At 49.5% G+C, this 16005-nt stretch carries 12 protein-coding genes and 1 other annotated feature; of the genes, 9 read left to right on the top strand and 3 right to left on the bottom strand.

The annotated features are described in order from the left end of the window. Window positions 1-143: 143 nt before the first annotated feature. The 4 genes from mnmL (at window position 144) to AC51G0_RS16005 (ending at window position 6228) form a co-directional block, all read left to right on the top strand. On the top strand, window positions 144-1076 hold the full coding sequence (gene mnmL, locus AC51G0_RS16020; RefSeq protein ID WP_496299715.1) for a tRNA modification radical SAM protein MnmL/YtqA: 933 nt from the start codon (window positions 144-146) through the stop codon (window positions 1074-1076). Between the two features lie 139 nt (window positions 1077-1215). After that, window positions 1216-3099 (top strand): GGDEF domain-containing protein, encoded by a 1884-nt coding sequence (locus tag AC51G0_RS16015; RefSeq protein WP_496299714.1) that lies wholly within the window; start codon window positions 1216-1218, stop codon window positions 3097-3099. A gap of 148 nt (window positions 3100-3247) precedes the next feature. After that, the gene (gene arcB / locus AC51G0_RS16010; protein ID WP_496299713.1) at window positions 3248-5629 is read left to right on the top strand and encodes an aerobic respiration two-component sensor histidine kinase ArcB; all 2382 of its coding nucleotides are present in this window, start codon (window positions 3248-3250) and stop codon (window positions 5627-5629) included. Further along, a complete protein-coding gene (locus AC51G0_RS16005; RefSeq protein ID WP_496299712.1) occupies window positions 5626-6228 on the top strand; it encodes a hypothetical protein in 603 nt (200 codons plus the stop codon). Before arcB ends, AC51G0_RS16005 begins: the two co-directional genes overlap by 4 nt. 63 nt (window positions 6229-6291) lie before the next feature. On the opposite strand, the gene arcA is transcribed toward AC51G0_RS16005, so the two are convergent. After that, window positions 6292-7011 (bottom strand): two-component system response regulator ArcA, encoded by a 720-nt coding sequence (gene arcA / locus AC51G0_RS16000; RefSeq protein ID WP_496299711.1) that lies wholly within the window; start codon window positions 7009-7011, stop codon window positions 6292-6294. A 394-nt stretch (window positions 7012-7405) separates the two neighbouring features. Between arcA and AC51G0_RS15995 the strand changes: the two genes are divergently transcribed. Continuing rightward, window positions 7406-7810 (top strand): DUF3293 domain-containing protein, encoded by a 405-nt coding sequence (locus AC51G0_RS15995; protein WP_496299710.1) that lies wholly within the window; start codon window positions 7406-7408, stop codon window positions 7808-7810. Between the two features lie 36 nt (window positions 7811-7846). Next, window positions 7847-8347 (top strand): putative 4-hydroxy-4-methyl-2-oxoglutarate aldolase, encoded by a 501-nt coding sequence (locus AC51G0_RS15990; protein WP_496299709.1) that lies wholly within the window; start codon window positions 7847-7849, stop codon window positions 8345-8347. A gap of 74 nt (window positions 8348-8421) precedes the next feature. Here AC51G0_RS15990 and AC51G0_RS15985 read toward each other — a convergent pair whose 3' ends face one another. Together AC51G0_RS15985 and aceK are read right to left on the bottom strand one after the other, a co-directional pair. Continuing rightward, the gene (locus AC51G0_RS15985; protein ID WP_496299708.1) at window positions 8422-8883 is read right to left on the bottom strand and encodes a hypothetical protein; all 462 of its coding nucleotides are present in this window, start codon (window positions 8881-8883) and stop codon (window positions 8422-8424) included. A 180-nt stretch (window positions 8884-9063) separates the two neighbouring features. After that, window positions 9064-10779, bottom strand: a complete 1716-nt coding sequence (gene aceK / locus AC51G0_RS15980) for a bifunctional isocitrate dehydrogenase kinase/phosphatase (protein ID WP_496299707.1) — start codon at window positions 10777-10779, stop codon at window positions 9064-9066. A 284-nt stretch (window positions 10780-11063) separates the two neighbouring features. Next, window positions 11064-11178, top strand: a sequence feature (Thr leader region). Between the two features lie 85 nt (window positions 11179-11263). Here aceK and thrA point away from each other — a divergent pair. Genes thrA through thrC form a run of 3 tightly spaced genes read left to right on the top strand, consistent with a single transcriptional unit; the run spans window position 11264 to window position 15970 of the window. After that, entirely contained in the window at window positions 11264-13723 is a 2460-nt protein-coding gene (gene thrA, locus AC51G0_RS15975; protein WP_496299706.1) for a bifunctional aspartate kinase/homoserine dehydrogenase I, read from the top strand. Between the two features lies 1 nt (window position 13724). Next, window positions 13725-14681: a homoserine kinase gene (gene thrB / locus AC51G0_RS15970; RefSeq protein ID WP_496299705.1), complete on the top strand. Its 957-nt coding sequence runs from the start codon at window positions 13725-13727 to the stop codon at window positions 14679-14681. A gap of 2 nt (window positions 14682-14683) precedes the next feature. Then, window positions 14684-15970, top strand: a complete 1287-nt coding sequence (thrC, locus tag AC51G0_RS15965) for a threonine synthase (protein WP_496299704.1) — start codon at window positions 14684-14686, stop codon at window positions 15968-15970. Window positions 15971-16005: the final 35 nt, after the last annotated feature.

Raw genomic sequence — 16005 nt, 5'->3', positions numbered from 1 at the left:
TTTGTTGTTTTTTGTCAACACGGTATAAGGGGCTACAACAAGGGGGGAGAGTTAAGCGATATTTCTTGTTTTGGCACAAACTTTGGGAGCTTGTTTGGTGTTAGTCTGCGCTGCTTTTTTTACTTTACCACTCAGGTGACAAGATGCAGTTGCACGAACTAGTCAATACATTTGGACAGGATTTACAGCGCCGCTATGGAGAGAAGGTGCATAAGCTCACCTTGCATGGCGGGTTCAGCTGCCCAAACCGTGATGGCACGATTGGTCGTGGCGGTTGTACTTTTTGTAATGTTGCTTCCTTTGCGGATGAAAAGGCACAGTACTTACCGATTAGCCAGCAGCTGGCACAGCGTGCTGCACAGACAGATAGAGCAAAGCGCTACTTGGCATACTTTCAGGCATATACCAATACATATGCTGAGGTGCAGCTGCTAAAAAGCATGTACGAAGAAGCGTTACAGTCGGCTGATATTGTTGGGCTATGTGTGGGCACCCGTCCGGATTGTGTGCCTGATGCGGTTTTAGAATTACTTGCAAGTTACTGCGAACAAGGTTATGAAATTTGGCTTGAACTTGGGTTACAAACCGCCAACGAAAAAACGTTAAAGCGTATTAACCGTGGCCATGACTTTGCATGCTATGAACAGATCACTAAGCGTGCACGTGCGTTAGGTATTAAAGTGTGTACCCACCTGATTGTCGGCTTGCCGGGTGATACCAAAGAAGATAATTTAGATACGATCAAGCGAATTGTCGAAGTGGGTGTTGATGGCATTAAACTTCATCCGTTACATATTGTGGAAGGCAGCAAAATGGGCCAAGCATGGAAGGCTGAACGTTTGGAGGCGCTAAGCCTGGACGATTATGCAGACATTGCCTCTGAGATGATTCGCTTAACCCCTCCTGATGTCGTTTACCACCGGGTATCAGCAAGCGCCCGGCGTCCAACCTTGCTGGCGCCTACCTGGTGCGAGAACCGCTGGCTGGCGATGACGGAAATTGGCCGTAACCTCGATCAATTCGGAGCCCAGGGAAGTGCCTTGGACCAGTCATTTATTTATCGGCCCGTTATATAGGATTTCACCAGAAATATGATAGATTAGCGGGAGTATAATAAGTAATCATTCGAAAATAATGCATGCTGTTAGTCATTGCTTTAGTTCAGCCAGTGGCCATAAACGCCGATTTTGGACCGCTGGCCTTCGGGATATCTCTATGAAATCCAATTGGGAAACCATACGGAAGCCCTGCCGGGAAACAACTCGGACCCGTGCTCGAGTGTCCGCTCACCTTTTATTCACTATCGCTTGCCTGTTCAGCCCGCTTCCGGGGCGTGCAGCAGAAGCTGTCGAGAGCCTGAATAACCCAATCCTGGTATTCACCCTGGTGGCCATGATGGTCGTTGTCGGCGGTGGGCTGATGGTTTTGACACTGCACCATCTCGACTCCTCTTCTTTTCGTAAACTTCATGCCTCTCTGACCCATATGCCATTGGCTGTCGCTATCGTCAAAAGAAAAGACGGTACTTTGCTCTATGGCAATAAAAGCTGTCGCGAGTTGCTTGGGATCCGCAAGCTTGATAGCCGCTACCTGTATCCTGATGAAATCAGCCCGCAGATGATGTTTGATTTTTTGCGCCCATTTTCTTTTCAGCGTGGTTTTCACAATGTGAGTGAGGAGTTGCATTTTGCCCGGGGGCGAATGCTAAAACTCACCGTATCTGGCCAGCCGGTACGCTATAAATGGCAGTCAGCCTGGCTATTGTTTATTGTCAAACCTCCGCAACAACCCGCCTCTCCGGCAAAGTTGGAGCAAGAGCAGCGGGTGTTCCAGCAAGTACTGAATTCATTATCCGAACTGGTTTACTTTCAGGATAAAGCCGGTCAAATCATTGGTACCAACAAAGCGTTCGAGCGTTTCTGGCGTGGACGGGTTGCCGAAGGGGTGGTGGATGATGACAGTGTTCATTCAAGCAATAACTCTATGCATACCTGGACGACCGCACCTGATGGTTCCAGCCGATTATTGGAAACCAATAAAACCTTGCTGATTGACGATAACGGTGAAGCGATAGGCACACTCAGTATTAGCCATGATGTGACTGACTGGCACGAAATGCAGGAAAGCCTGAAGCAGGAAATTGAGAAACGCGAGATCACCGAGCAAGCGTTGGCCCAGCGCAATACGTTGCTCGATACTATCTTAAATGCCAGTACAGACCCGATTGGCCTCTACAATGAACACGGTATTTATGTCGGCTGTAATGAACCATTTGCCCGATCCCTGGGTTTCCGGCAGGAAGAACTGCTCGGTAAAGCGGCCTCTGAGGTGCTCGAGCCTGATAAATGGGAAATATTCCAAGAAACCGATCAGCAGGTGATAAGGGATGGGGTAGCACTCAAGACCGATGATTATGTCATTTTGGAAGATGGTACGCCGATCTGGTATGAAGTGGTGAAGTCTCCCTACCGTGATCCGACCGATGGTATGGCAGGGGTCTTGGTCATGGCCCGTGATGTAACGGAGCGCAAGATGGCAGAGCAGCAACTGGCCGATGCCATCATGGAGCTGCAGGAGCTGAGCTTTATCGACAGCCTGACCAAAGTCGCCAACCGGCGTAGCTTCGATGAGCAACTGCGTAAGCTTTGGCATGGCCATATCCGGGAGCAAAAACCACTGACCTTGATCCTGTGTGATATCGATAACTTCAAAGCCTTTAATGATAACTATGGCCATCAGCAAGGGGACTTTGCCCTGCGTGAAGTCGCAAAAGTGTTCCGCAGCGTTGTGAAACGCGAGACCGATGAGGTTGCACGCTATGGTGGTGAAGAGTTTGCATTTTTGCTGCCTAGCACCGATATGAAAGGCGGTGAAGTGATTGCGGCGAAGGTACACCGGCATCTGGCGGAAAAAGGGATCACCCATATGTTTTCTGATGTCGATACCAAGCTGACTGTTAGCCTTGGGATCGCAACCGTCACTCCGTTACCGACCCAGGATTATGGCGAATTGGTCGAAATGGCAGACATTGCGTTGTATAAAGCCAAGGCGGCGGGGCGTAACTGTACGATGTCTATGTCAGACATCGACGACTTTTAACGAGAACAACAACTCTGTTTCTGTATCGAAGCCTGCGTTAGCAGGCTTTGTTATATCAGGACAAATGATATATCTGTGGGGCTTATCCTTTGGTTCTGGGCCCGGGGCGATTATCATGGTAATAGCCTTTCATTGGTAGGAATAAATAATGAGACAAATCAAAGTGCTGGCTCAATTCTATGTTGACTTGCTGGTCAAGCTTGGCATCGTCAGGTTCAGTTTGCTGTTAGCGCTGGCCTTGGTGGCCCTGGCTGTTGTGGTACAGGTTGGGGTGACCTTGGTGTTGCAGGGAGAAGTGCATAATATCGATATTGTACGCTCGGTATTTTTCGGCCTGCTGATCACGCCGTGGGCGGTGTATTTTCTGTCGGTGGTGGTCGACCAGCTTGAGGACTCACGTCAGCGTTTGTCTAAGTTAGTGACCAAACTGGAAGAAATGCGTTCGCGCGATATGCTGCTTAATAAGCAGCTGCAGGAAAATATTTCCCAGCTCAACCAGGAAATTGAAGAGCGGGAAAAAGCAGAGGAAGCCCGCCAGGTTGCGATGCAGGATTTAGAAAATGAAGTCTATCAGCGGGAAAATGCCCAGCTTGAGCTAGCAGAGCAGAGTGCGCTACTGAAATCATTTCTCGATGCGTCGCCGGATTTGATCTACTACCGTAATGAAAAAGGTCAGTTTTCCGGCTGTAACCGAGCGATGGAAGAGCTGACCGACAGAACAGAGAAACAGCTGGTGGGGTTGACCCCCTGGGATGTTTACAGCGAGGAAGTGGCGAGCAAAATTTCCGAGACGGATCAGCAGGTCTTTAACCAGAGCGTATCGCTTACCTACGAGCAGTGGCTGGAGTATCCGGATGGTCGCAAGGCTATCTTTGAGCTGCGTAAAGTCCCTTTCTATAGCCGGGATGGCCGCCGTCTGGGGCTGATGGGCTTTGGCCGTGATATTACCGAGCGCAAGCAGTACCAGGATGCGCAAGAGAAAGCCAGCCGAGATAAGACAGCCTTTATTTCCACTATCAGCCATGAGCTGAGAACGCCGCTTAACGGTATTGTCGGGCTGAGCCGGATGTTGCTGGAAACTCGCCTTAACAAAGAGCAGCGCGGCTATATGCGCACTATTCATGTTAGTGCGATCACCCTGGGTAATATTTTCAATGACATTATCGATATGGATAAATCCGATCGCCGCCGTCTGGAATTATTGCCAAAACCGCTCGATTTTGAAGAGTTTGTAGTAGAGATGGAAAACATCTCAGGTCTGATGGCGGAGCAGAAAGGGCTACGCTTTGATCTAGAACGCCTCACAGACTTACCTGGCTGTATTGAAGTCGACAGTACCCGTCTGCGGCAGGTGTTATGGAACCTTGTGAGCAATGCGACCAAATTTACTAAAGAGGGTGGTGTGGTGCTGTCTGTCAGTTGTGATATCCATGAGCAGCAAGCAGAGATCACCTTCGAGGTTGAAGACAGCGGGATCGGTATTCCTGAATCCGAGCTAGATAAAATTTTCGCCATGTATTATCAGGTCAAGGAAGGCAGTGACAATCTGCATGCTGTGGGAACCGGTATTGGTTTGGCGGTATCGCGGCAGCTGGTCCAGATGATGGGGGGGGATATTACCGTTTCTTCTGAAGTGGGTGAGGGCAGTACCTTTACCGTCACCATCTGTGTTCCGCTGGTGGAAAAAGTGGAAGAAGAAGAGGTGATGCCTGCGGTACCACAAGCCAGCCTGAATATTTTTATGGTTGAAGATATTGAGTTGAATATCACTGTAGCCAAGGCACTGCTGGAAACCCTCGGGCACGAGGTGACGATTGCGATGCGGGGTGATGAAGCGCTGGAGAAGTTTGATCCTGAGGCCTATGATTTGGTATTGCTTGATATTCAGCTACCTGACATGTCCGGCTTTGATATTGCCAGAATACTGCGAGAGAAGTATGACTACCTACCTGCCCTGGTGGCGCTGACGGCCAACGTGATCAAGGACAAGGAGGAATACCTAGAAAAGGGCATGGATGATGCGCTCAGCAAGCCGCTTAGTGTGAAGGCGATCACCGATGTGATCCAGCGCTTGGTGCTGACTTGCCCACTTGATGAGGATGAGGAAATGGATGATCTGTTCCCGGAGCAAGAGCAAGAACAAGATAGTAATGGCCTGAGTGAGGATATGGTTAACCAGCTATTGGATCTCGAGATGCTGAGCTCCTATGTTGAAATTGTCGGTACCAAGCCCGTCTATGAAAGCATTGCCATGTTTGAGGAAAAAATGCCGGAGTATATTGAGATCCTTGATTCCAATATGACCGCCAAGGATAAAGACGGTATCAAATTTGAGGCACATAAAATTAAAGGGGCTGCCGGGTCTATCGGGCTGAAACATATCCAGCAGGTTGCCCAGAAAGCGCAGTCGCCCGAGTTGCCGGCCTGGTGGGAAAACATCAATGACTGGGTCGATGAAATTAAAGATGGTTACCAGAATGATCTGACTGTGCTTAAAGGCTGGTTAGCCATGCAGGAGAAATCATCATGACGTTAAGAACTATTTCGCTGGCTGCAAGCTGTCTGCTGCTGGTCGCTTGTTCCGAGCCTGAAAAACCATCTGTGACTGATGCTGAACCACCCGCAGAGGCAGAGGTTCAATCACCTGTCGCTGAAGAGACAGATATACCAGCCGAGGAGGTGGTGCCGGAAACGCTTGAGCCAGAAGCTGAGCCCCAAGTTTCATTGGCGGCAGACATCTGGCAGTCACCGACAGAGCTGACAGTTGCAGGGGTGGTTGTTAACCTCAGCAGCGAGCTATGGCTAAATAGCATGCCGGTGATAGGGGACGACGGTACCAAACCTGCCTATAAGCTGCATGCCTCGGTGAAGCTTCAGTCGACGGATATGCAAGCGCTGCCGACAGGGATTGAAATCACCCAGGTATTGCTGGATCACGAGGATAAGCAGTGGCTGGTGACGGACGATCTAGAAGTACGTGCCGAAGGCGAGTTGAGCCTTGAAGTAGCGCTACGTGGCGGTCCTGAATGGAAGCCTGGCAGTAAGGTCAATATAGCAGTAAACATTATGCATGGAGGTCAAGAACACACCCTCGTACAGCATGATGTCGTGCTTGCCGAGGTGTTCTAAGCTCGTTGCCAGAAAATAAAAAAGGCTCCGGAAGGAGCCTTTTTTGATCGGATGGGTAAAGAATTACTCTTCGCCCAGGTCTCCGCAGAAGCGGTAGCCTTCACCGTGAATGGTCGCAATGATCTCAGGTGTATCGGCGACAGACTCGAAGTGCTTACGGATACGACGGATCGTAACGTCAACAGTACGGTCATGTGGCTTCAGCTCACGGCCTGTCATCTTCTTCAGTAGCTCGGCACGGGTCTGGATTTTGCCTGGGTTTTCACAGAAGTGAAGCAGGGCACGGAATTCAGAACGCGGCAGCTTGAACTGATCACCGCTTGGGCTAACCAGGGAGCGGCTGTTGATTTCAAGCGACCAGCCGTTAAATTCGTAACGCTCAACCAATCTTTTATCTTCGGTTGGCAGGCCTTGGTTCATCGCACGGGTCAGCAGGTTGCGAGCACGGATAGTCAGTTCACGTGGGTTGAATGGTTTGGTGATGTAATCATCAGCACCAATTTCAAGGCCCAGGATCTTATCAACTTCGTTGTCACGGCCGGTTAGGAACATCAGTGCCATATCGCCTTGCTCGCGAAGCTCACGTGCTAGCAGCAGGCCATTTTTGCCTGGCAGGTTGATATCCATGATCACTAAGTGAACCGGGTGCTCGGAAAGCATTTGGTGCATCTCAGCACCGTCGTTGGCTTCAAATACAGTATAACCCTCGGCTTCAAAGATGCTTTTCAGGGTATTACGTGTTACGTGCTCGTCTTCTACAATTAGAATGTGAGGGGTTTGCATTGGCAGTACCTAAATTTCTAAAAACGGAATCTGGTCAAAAACAGAATAGTTAAATTCTATAAAAAAAATTCACATACAGGCAAAGTATTAGACAAAATACATTTTATTAAGCTGATATAGCAGCCTGTCTGGTACGCCATCCGTTATTCAGCAAGATGATATGTCATGACTATTGCTGAAGAAGCCCGAAAATAAGGGGCATTGGCTACAATCTCCGTGGGATGGCGACGATTGTATGCACTTAACAGCTCGCTAACAATATTGCGGCTTTGTTTCGTGGCTGCTTTTTGGAGCTTTCTTGATTTATATCAAACAGACTGAATGGTCTTGCTAATCTTCAGTTTGTTTAACATTAGCTACAAAATAATACGTCGCACCTAAGGTAAAACTGAAAATGTGTGAACACATCTCGTTATGGTGTAGCTACCAGGCTATTTTATTCAAAGCCGAGCAACACCCCGTTTACCCCTGCTTTGCAATTCTAACAGCATTTAATCCCAGAAGCATTGTTCTTAATAAGTCTGACAACTTAAAACGGAACGAATTACTGAAAAGTGAGCTCCAAAATGTGACAAATGGGCTACAAACGGTGACAAGTAGTGCCCCGGACGGGAGTTGGCAAGAGCCGGGCTTTGCGGTAGCGCTCTCTTTGGAACAAGCTGACCAGCTGGCGCGCCGCTGGGAACAGAATGCGTTCTACTGGATAGAGTGGGGGCAACTGTATCTGGTTCCTGCCCTAATGGATAATGTCACAACAATAAAATTGGGTGAAATCAAAGACTTTTTCTACACTGAGTAGAGGTGCGCACTTGCCATGAAGACAAAGGAGTTTGTGATGATAGATTTACTACCCGATTTGTGTGATCACTATGGACAGGATGTTCGCTGGCTGCCTCTGGCGGTACATGATTATGGTGGCAGGAACATATTTTACGGTGAAGTCGTTACGCTGCGCTGCTTTGAGGATAACAGCCTAGTGCGAGATATTGTGTCTGAAGATGGTACTGGCAAGGTATTGTTTATTGACGGCCATGGCTCCTGTCGCCTTGCACTGCTTGGCGATCAGCTGGCAAAACTGGCACAGAAGAATCACTGGGAAGGGATCGTGATCAACGGGGCGGCACGTGATATCGGCACCCTGGCAACCATTGATATCGGGGTAAAGGCCCTGGCGGCCTGCCCGTTTAAAACGGACAAAAGGCAGACGGGTGATCGCAATGTGACCCTGACCGTGGCCCATACGATGGTCTACCCAGGAGATATGTTATATGCCGATCTCAACGGCATTTTGCTGAGCCAGAAGCGGCTGGATCTTTCAGTTCTAGAAACGAGTTAAGTGTTAGGAGGTGCCAACGAATATAAACAATGTGGTGTTGTTTGTATTCGTTGAGTTTAGAACAATGATCGGGCTTAGAAACGGAACCCGATGCCCAGTTGATAGAGTTGCTCCAGTGCCTCATAGTCAACTGTGGCATGGAGGTTAACCCGATCGGTGACTTCATATTGGCTCGACACTTCAACGCCCATCACCGTGTCGCGTTCTACCGTTTCCGAGGTTAACGCACTTTTCAGGCTAATTTTAGATGAAAGACTGTATTTCACGCCGGATAGCAGCCCCCGAGTGGCTGCCTGGGATTGATTGCCTGTTTTTAGGCGGGTGCTGAGATAAAGCTCGGTATTATCGCTTAATGCGTAGGCGTAGCCGCTGTCAATTTGCCAGACATCAAACTGTTCGGCACTTTTTGATTGCGACGACATAAACCAGCCGGATGATGATCCATCCTGCTCTATCAGGTTAAAAAGCCCTTTTTCTGCTGCTGTTGTTGGTAAAGCCACTACCAGCAGGGCAATCGTGATCAGCAATTGCTTCATTGCGCCACCTTCCCTGTTGCACTGTTATTGTTGATATATTATTTGTAATTGTTATCTGATCATAGTCAGCATTTTCAATAATAGGATAGAATTCTTATTATTGATACATTAGAAATGGCTGAATGAGATATGCAACATTAACCTTAACCCAAGGCGTAACATTCAGATCCAGCGCTAAGTCTATTTTCGCAGTCGGTGCTTGTTGTTATAAGGGTATACATCTTCATACCGGCCATTGGTAATATTCTGTTGTAGCTGCTGCCAGTAACTGGCATCAAACAAGTCACTGTGTAGTTCATTGAACAATGCTCTGACGGTAGGATTGATCAACAAGAAGGTCCGAAATTCTTCAGGGAAAACATCGTTGACCCCCACGCTGTACCATGGCTCGGCCGCCATCTCATCCTCCGGATAACGAGGGGGCGGGATTTTGCGAAAGTTCATTTCGGTCATATAGCTGATTTCATCGTAGTCATAGAACACCACACGCTTATGGCGGGTAACCCCGAAGTTTTTAAATAGCATATCACCAGGAAAGATATTAGCCGCCGCCAGCTGTTTGATCGCTTTGCCATATTCATCGACGGCATGGCGCAGATCCTGCTCATTAGCCTGCTCGATATAGATATTGAACGGGATCATTCGCCGCTCGGTATAAAGGTGCTTGATAATGATCTGATCATCGGTGACCTTGATGATCGAAGGGGCGACCTCCAGCAATTCTTCCAGCAATTCATCACTGAAACGGTGGCGCTCGAAAGAAAAGTTGCGGTATTCCTGGGTATCGGCCATCCGGCCCACGCGGTCATGCTCCTTAACCAGCTTGTACTTCTCTTTTACGGTTGAATGGCTGATATCTTTTTGCGGTGCAAATTTGTCTTTGATGATCTTGAATACGAAGTCATACGAAGGCAGGGTGAACACCGACATGACCATTCCTTTGATCCCCGGCGCCGAAATAAACTGATCGCCGGAGTGTTCCAGGTGATGCAAGAACTCGCGGTATAGCTCGGTTTTGCCATGCTTTTGGCAACCAATAGCAGTATAGAGTTCAGCATTGGTCTTATTAGGGATCAACTCAGCCAGAAAACGCACCAGTGCAGCGGGTGCTGGGGCATATACCATAAAGTAAGAGCGGGCAAAGCCAAAGATGATACTGACGTTGTCGACATGGCACAGGCAGGCATCAATATAGAGTTGCTTGCTGCTGTTATTGAGCACTGGCAGCACCAGTGGCACAGCGCGGTTATCCTTGAGATGGATCCGGCCAATCAGGTAGGCGGCCTTGTTACGGAAAAAAGGCTCACGGATGATTTCGATGACCGGAGTATTGCCAAGCTCGGTGCCGAGATCATGTTGCAGCCGCTGGACGATGAGGTCGATATCTCGGTTTTTGTCTTCCCAGCCCACGGTAAATGGCGTGTCATCCAGCATTCTTTTCAGTACGCTCTTGAGTCCGCCACCGGTGTTATAGATACGGGTTAGCGATGTGGGGTAAGTTGGGATCCGCCCTTCTTGTGAGCTGTGAACAAACAGCTTATCCCGGTTGATATTGCGGTGCTCGAAAATTCGGCAATAGACAGAGTTGAAAAAACTTTCCGCGATTTCATAGCGGGGATAGTCGAGCAGCAAATCTTCATAGGCCGATTTTACTGCCATAAGAAAGGTACGGTTGGCATACCGCTCGCCGAGCATGATCTGGATCTGGCTAGTCACCAGGCCGACATGGTGATCATAAAAGCTGATCCGTTTCTTGAGAGCTTGGTGCACGGCGGGCCAATTTTGGCTTTCAAAACGCTCCTGGGCGCCAGCGGTGACATCCAGGAATCGGCCGTACATGGCATCAAAACCTTGCAAAATTGTATGGGCTACGAGCTGTTCCATTACTGCTGCCATTCGGGATCCCTCCGAATTAAATGTAGCCAGCTTTTCTATGCCTACTGTCTTAAAACTGGCTAATTATTATTCATCATTAACTCTACTATGCAACGCTGCGCGCTTAACTTCAATCTATTGCCTGTTTTTATTCTTTTAAAGCATAGAAAGGGTGGGTGATTGATGTCCAGATTGGTAGCAGCTTATACAAGAAAAGCAAAAACTTTATTGACTCAGTCAGCGTATTAAGGTAAACGTTAAGTAATACAGAATATTGGCTAAACCTAAGGCTATTATGTTTACAGCGATCAGCAATATTACCACCACCATTATTACCGGCACCATGCGTGTTGGGGCGGGCTGATACGCATAAGAATTGAGAAAAAAGCCCGCACTCAAAAAAGTGCGGGCTTTTTTTTAACCTTTTTATTTGAAGATGTTTACTCACACCAGCGCTAGTTATGCAGTTAGGTCGTCAGTGAATCAAGGAAGTCGGGAGTAGGGAATGCGAGTATTAAAGTTTGGTGGCTCATCACTGGCAGATGCGGACCGTTTTTCACGGGCAGCAGATATTATTGCCAATAATGCCCAGCAGGGCGAGGTGTCTGTAGTACTTTCAGCACCGGGCAAAGTGACCAATAAATTGGTGTCGGTGATTGAAAGCACTGTCAAGACCGGGGAGGCAGAACTGCAGCTTGCCGATTTGGAAGCCGTATTTAATGATTTGTTTGCAGGCCTGCTGGCGCTGGAGCCAAAGTTTGATAAAGCACTGCTTGATGCCAAACTAGCCAGTTCGCTCGGTCAGCTTAGGCAATATGTCCATGGTATGAAGCTACTGGGCCTGTGCCCTGATAACGTCTATGCCAAAGTGATCAGCAAAGGTGAGCGCCTATCTATTGTTGCGATGAAAGCGATGCTGGAAGCCAAGGGGCAGCCATCTAGCCTGATTAACCCTGTCGAGCGCCTGCTGGCACACGGTGACTTTCTGGAAGCGCATGTTGATATCGAAGTATCGACCAATAATTTCAAACAAGATCCACTACCTGAAGGCCATGTGAATATCATGCCGGGCTTTACCGCCGGTAATGATAAAGGAGAGTTGGTTACTCTGGGACGAAATGGTTCCGATTATTCAGCGGCAGTATTGGCGGCGTGCCTGCGTGCTGAATGCTGTGAAATTTGGACTGATGTTGATGGTGTCTATAACTGCGATCCTCGCCTGGTTCCAGATGCACGACTGCTCAAATCTCTTAGCTATCAAGAGGCCATGGAGCTGTCTTATTTTGGCGCATCGGTGCTGCACCCGAAAACCATTGCCCCGATTGCCCAGTTCCACATTCCCTGCCTGATTAAAAACAGCTTTAACCCACAAGGGGCTGGAACCCTGATTGGCCTAGATACTGGCGAAGATAAACTTGATATTAAAGGGATCACGACCCTCAAAGATCTCACTATGGTCAACATTTCCGGCCCGGGAATGAAAGGTATGGTCGGGATGGCGGCACGTGTTTTTGGCGCGATGTCAGCAGCAAAGGTATCGGTTGTACTGATCACCCAGTCATCGTCGGAGTACAGCATCAGCTTCTGCATTGAAAGTGAAGACAAAGCCGTTGCTCAGCAAGCGCTGCAAAATAGCTTTGAGCTGGAGCTGAAAGAAGGTCTGCTGGAGCCGGTTGAGTTCCTTGATAACTCGGCCATTGTTACCTTAGTCGGTGATGGTATGCGGACATCTCGCGGTATTGCCTCCCGCTTCTTTACCTCGCTGGCGGAAGTGGATGTGAACATTATTGCGATTGCCCAGGGCTCATCAGAGCGAGCAATTTCAGCGGTTATCCCGGTTGAAAAAGTGTCCGAGGCCGTGAAAGCCTGCCATGAAAACTTGTTTAACAGTAAGCACTTCCTTGATGTGTTTGTTATTGGTGTGGGCGGTGTTGGTGGCGAGCTTGTTGACCAGGTATGTCGCCAGCAGGAGAAACTGGCTGACAATGGTATTGTGATCCGGGTGTGCGGCCTGGCCAATAGTCGTGGTTTGTTGCTGGATAGCAATGGCCTGCCGCTAGACAACTGGCGCGATTTAATGGGACAGGTCAGCGAGCCACTAAGCCTCGCCCGGATGATCCAGCTGGTGCAGCGTCACCACATCATCAACCCGGTGATTATTGACTGTACTTCTGATCAAGGGATTGCCGAGCAGTATGCTGACTTCCTGGCGGCTGGTTTCCACGTGATCACCCCGAACAAGAAAGCCAATACTGCCAGTATGGCCTACTACCATCAGTTGCGTCAGGCAGCACGTTCAACTCGCCGTAAGTTCATGTATGACACTACAGTGGGTGCCGGCCTGCCTGTTATCGAAAACTTGCAGAATCTGATGGCGGCAGGTGATGAATTGGAGCGCTTCTCTGGCATTTTGTCTGGTTCAATGTCGTTTATCTTCGGTAAGCTTGATGAGGGAATGAGCTTTAGCGAAGCGACCACTGTAGCGCGCAATAACGGCTTTACTGAGCCGGATCCGCGTGATGATTTGTCCGGTATGGATGTGGCGCGCAAACTATTGATCTTGGCTAGAGAATCGGGACTTGCATTAGAGCTGGATGATGTAGTGGTTGAACAAGCCCTACCGCCAAGGTTCGATGCAGAAGGTTCGGTGGATGATTTCATGGCTCGTCTGCCTGAGGCGGATGAGTACTTCAAGCAGCTCTCGGCACAAGCTGCAAAAGAAGATAAAGTACTGCGTTATGTCGGGGAGATTGATAACGGCAAGTGTGCGGTGAAGATTGCAGCCGTTAACCCAGACGATCCGATGTTTAAAATCAAAGACGGTGAAAATGCCCTGGCATTCTATAGCCGTTACTATCAACCAATTCCTTTGGTACTGCGCGGCTACGGTGCCGGTACTGAAGTTACAGCCGCCGGTGTGTTTGCCGATCTGATGCGTACATTAGGCTGGAAGCTAGGAGTCTAAAATGAGTGTTGTAGTTTATGCGCCAGCATCGATTGGCAATGTGAGTGTCGGTTTTGACGTGCTGGGGGCAGCAGTGTCGCCGATCGATGGCACCTTGCTCGGCGATCGGGTAAGGGTTGCGGCTGGCGAGCAGCCGTTTTCATTAAGCTGTGTGGGGAGTTTTGTCGCGAAATTGCCGCAGGTTGCTGAAGAGAATATTGTCTACCGCTGCTGGCAGGTATATGCCCGCGAGCTGGACAAGAAAGGGCTGGTGCTTAAGCCTGTTGCCATGACGCTTGAGAAAAATATGCCGATTGGTTCAGGGCTCGGCTCCAGCGCCTGTTCGATTGTTGCTGCATTGGATGCACTCAATCGTTTTCATGATATGGCGCTGAACGAGACAGAGCTGCTGGCTTTGATGGGCGAGATGGAAGCGGAGATTTCCGGCAGCCTGCACTATGATAATGTGGCGCCATGCTATTTGGGTGGCTTGCAGTTCATGGTGGAAGAGCTGGGGATCATTAGCCAGTCGGTGCCTTGCTTTGACGAGTGGTACTGGGTGATGGCCTATCCTGGAATCAAGGTGCCGACCGCTGAGGCGCGCGCGATCCTGCCTTCGCAGTACCGCCGCCAGGATGTGATTGCCCACGGCCGTTATCTGGGCGGATTTATTCATGCGTGCCACTCGCAACAACCTGAGCTGGCAGCCACAATGATTAAAGATGTGGTGGCAGAACCGTACCGTGAAAGATTATTGCCTGGGTTTGCCGAGGCGCGGCAGTATGCGCTGGAAGCCGGGGCACTGGCGAGTGGTATATCTGGCTCGGGCCCGACCATGTTCAGTGTCTGCAATGACATTGAAGTGGCCAAACGTATTGCACGTTGGCTCGAAGAGCATTATGTTCAGAATGATGAAGGATTCGTCCACGTTTGTCGCCTCGATGAGCAGGGATCAAAAGTAACAGGAAGTGAGCTATAACAATGAAGTTGTATAACCTAAAAGAACATCAGGAACAGGTTTCGTTTGGCCAGGCCGTTCGCCAGGGCCTTGGACGTAACCAGGGATTATTCTTCCCGTCAGAGTTACCGGAACTGGGTGATGTTGATGCACTGCTTGAGATGGATTTTGTCAGCCGCAGCAGTAAGATCCTCTCGGCATTCATCGGTGAAGAGCTTGCGGCAGAAACCGTTGACCAGATGGTAAGCAATGCATTCCAGTTCCCGGCCCCTGTTGCCAAGGTGAAAGACGGGGTATATGCCCTCGAGCTTTTCCACGGCCCGACACTGGCCTTTAAGGATTTTGGCGGCCGCTTTATGGCCCAGTCACTGGCCGCGGTCACAGATAGCGATGGCAAAATCACTATTCTTACCGCGACATCGGGTGATACCGGTGCCGCCGTCGCCCATGCTTTTTACGGTATGGATAACATCAAAGTGGTGATTTTGTATCCGAAAGGCAAGATCAGCCCGTTACAGGAAAAGCTGTTTTGTACCTTGGGCGGCAACATCAGCACGGTTGCTGTCAACGGGACATTTGATGACTGCCAGGCATTGGTGAAGCAGGCATTTGATGATGAAGCACTACGCCAGGAGATTGGCCTGAACTCGGCTAACTCTATTAACATCAGCCGCCTGATGGCCCAAATTTGCTACTACTTCGAAGCGGTTGCCCAACTGTCAAAAGCTGAGCGTGAAAACTTAGTGATTGCCGTACCAAGCGGTAATTTTGGCAACCTAACCGCAGGGCTGCTGGCAAAATCACTAGGGCTGCCAGTGAAACGCTTTATTGCCGCAACCAACGTCAATGATACTGTGCCACGCTACCTGGAAAACGGCCAATGGGCACCAGAGCCAACCGTGGCGACTATTTCCAACGCGATGGATGTGAGCCAGCCAAACAACTGGCCGCGAATCGAAGAACTGTGCAAGCTAAAAGGCTGGGGGCTTGGCGAGCTGGGCTATGGTGCGGTCACTGATGATCAGACGGCAGAAACCCTGCGCCAGATGGATAGCGAAGGCTACCTGTGCGAGCCGCATGGTGCGATTGCCTACCGTATCCTGACCGAGCAACTTGAAGAGGGTGAAACCGGTATGTTCCTTTGCACAGCGCATCCTGCGAAGTTTAAGGAAGTGGTAGATGAGATCCTGGAGAAGGATATCGACCTGCCGGCACCATTGGCTAAGCACAATGCAATGGAGCTGCTGTCGCTAGAGCGTGACAATGACTTTGAACAGCTAAAGGCGGTACTTCGTAGCGTTCAGGGCTAATTGCTTTGATTTAAATTTGCCGACATAGCAAGAGA

It is taken from the genome of Photobacterium sp. HL06 (assembly GCF_059552575.1).
The sequence above is the reverse complement of the archived record's forward strand: the minus strand, read 5'-3'. Positions and strand labels throughout refer to the sequence as shown.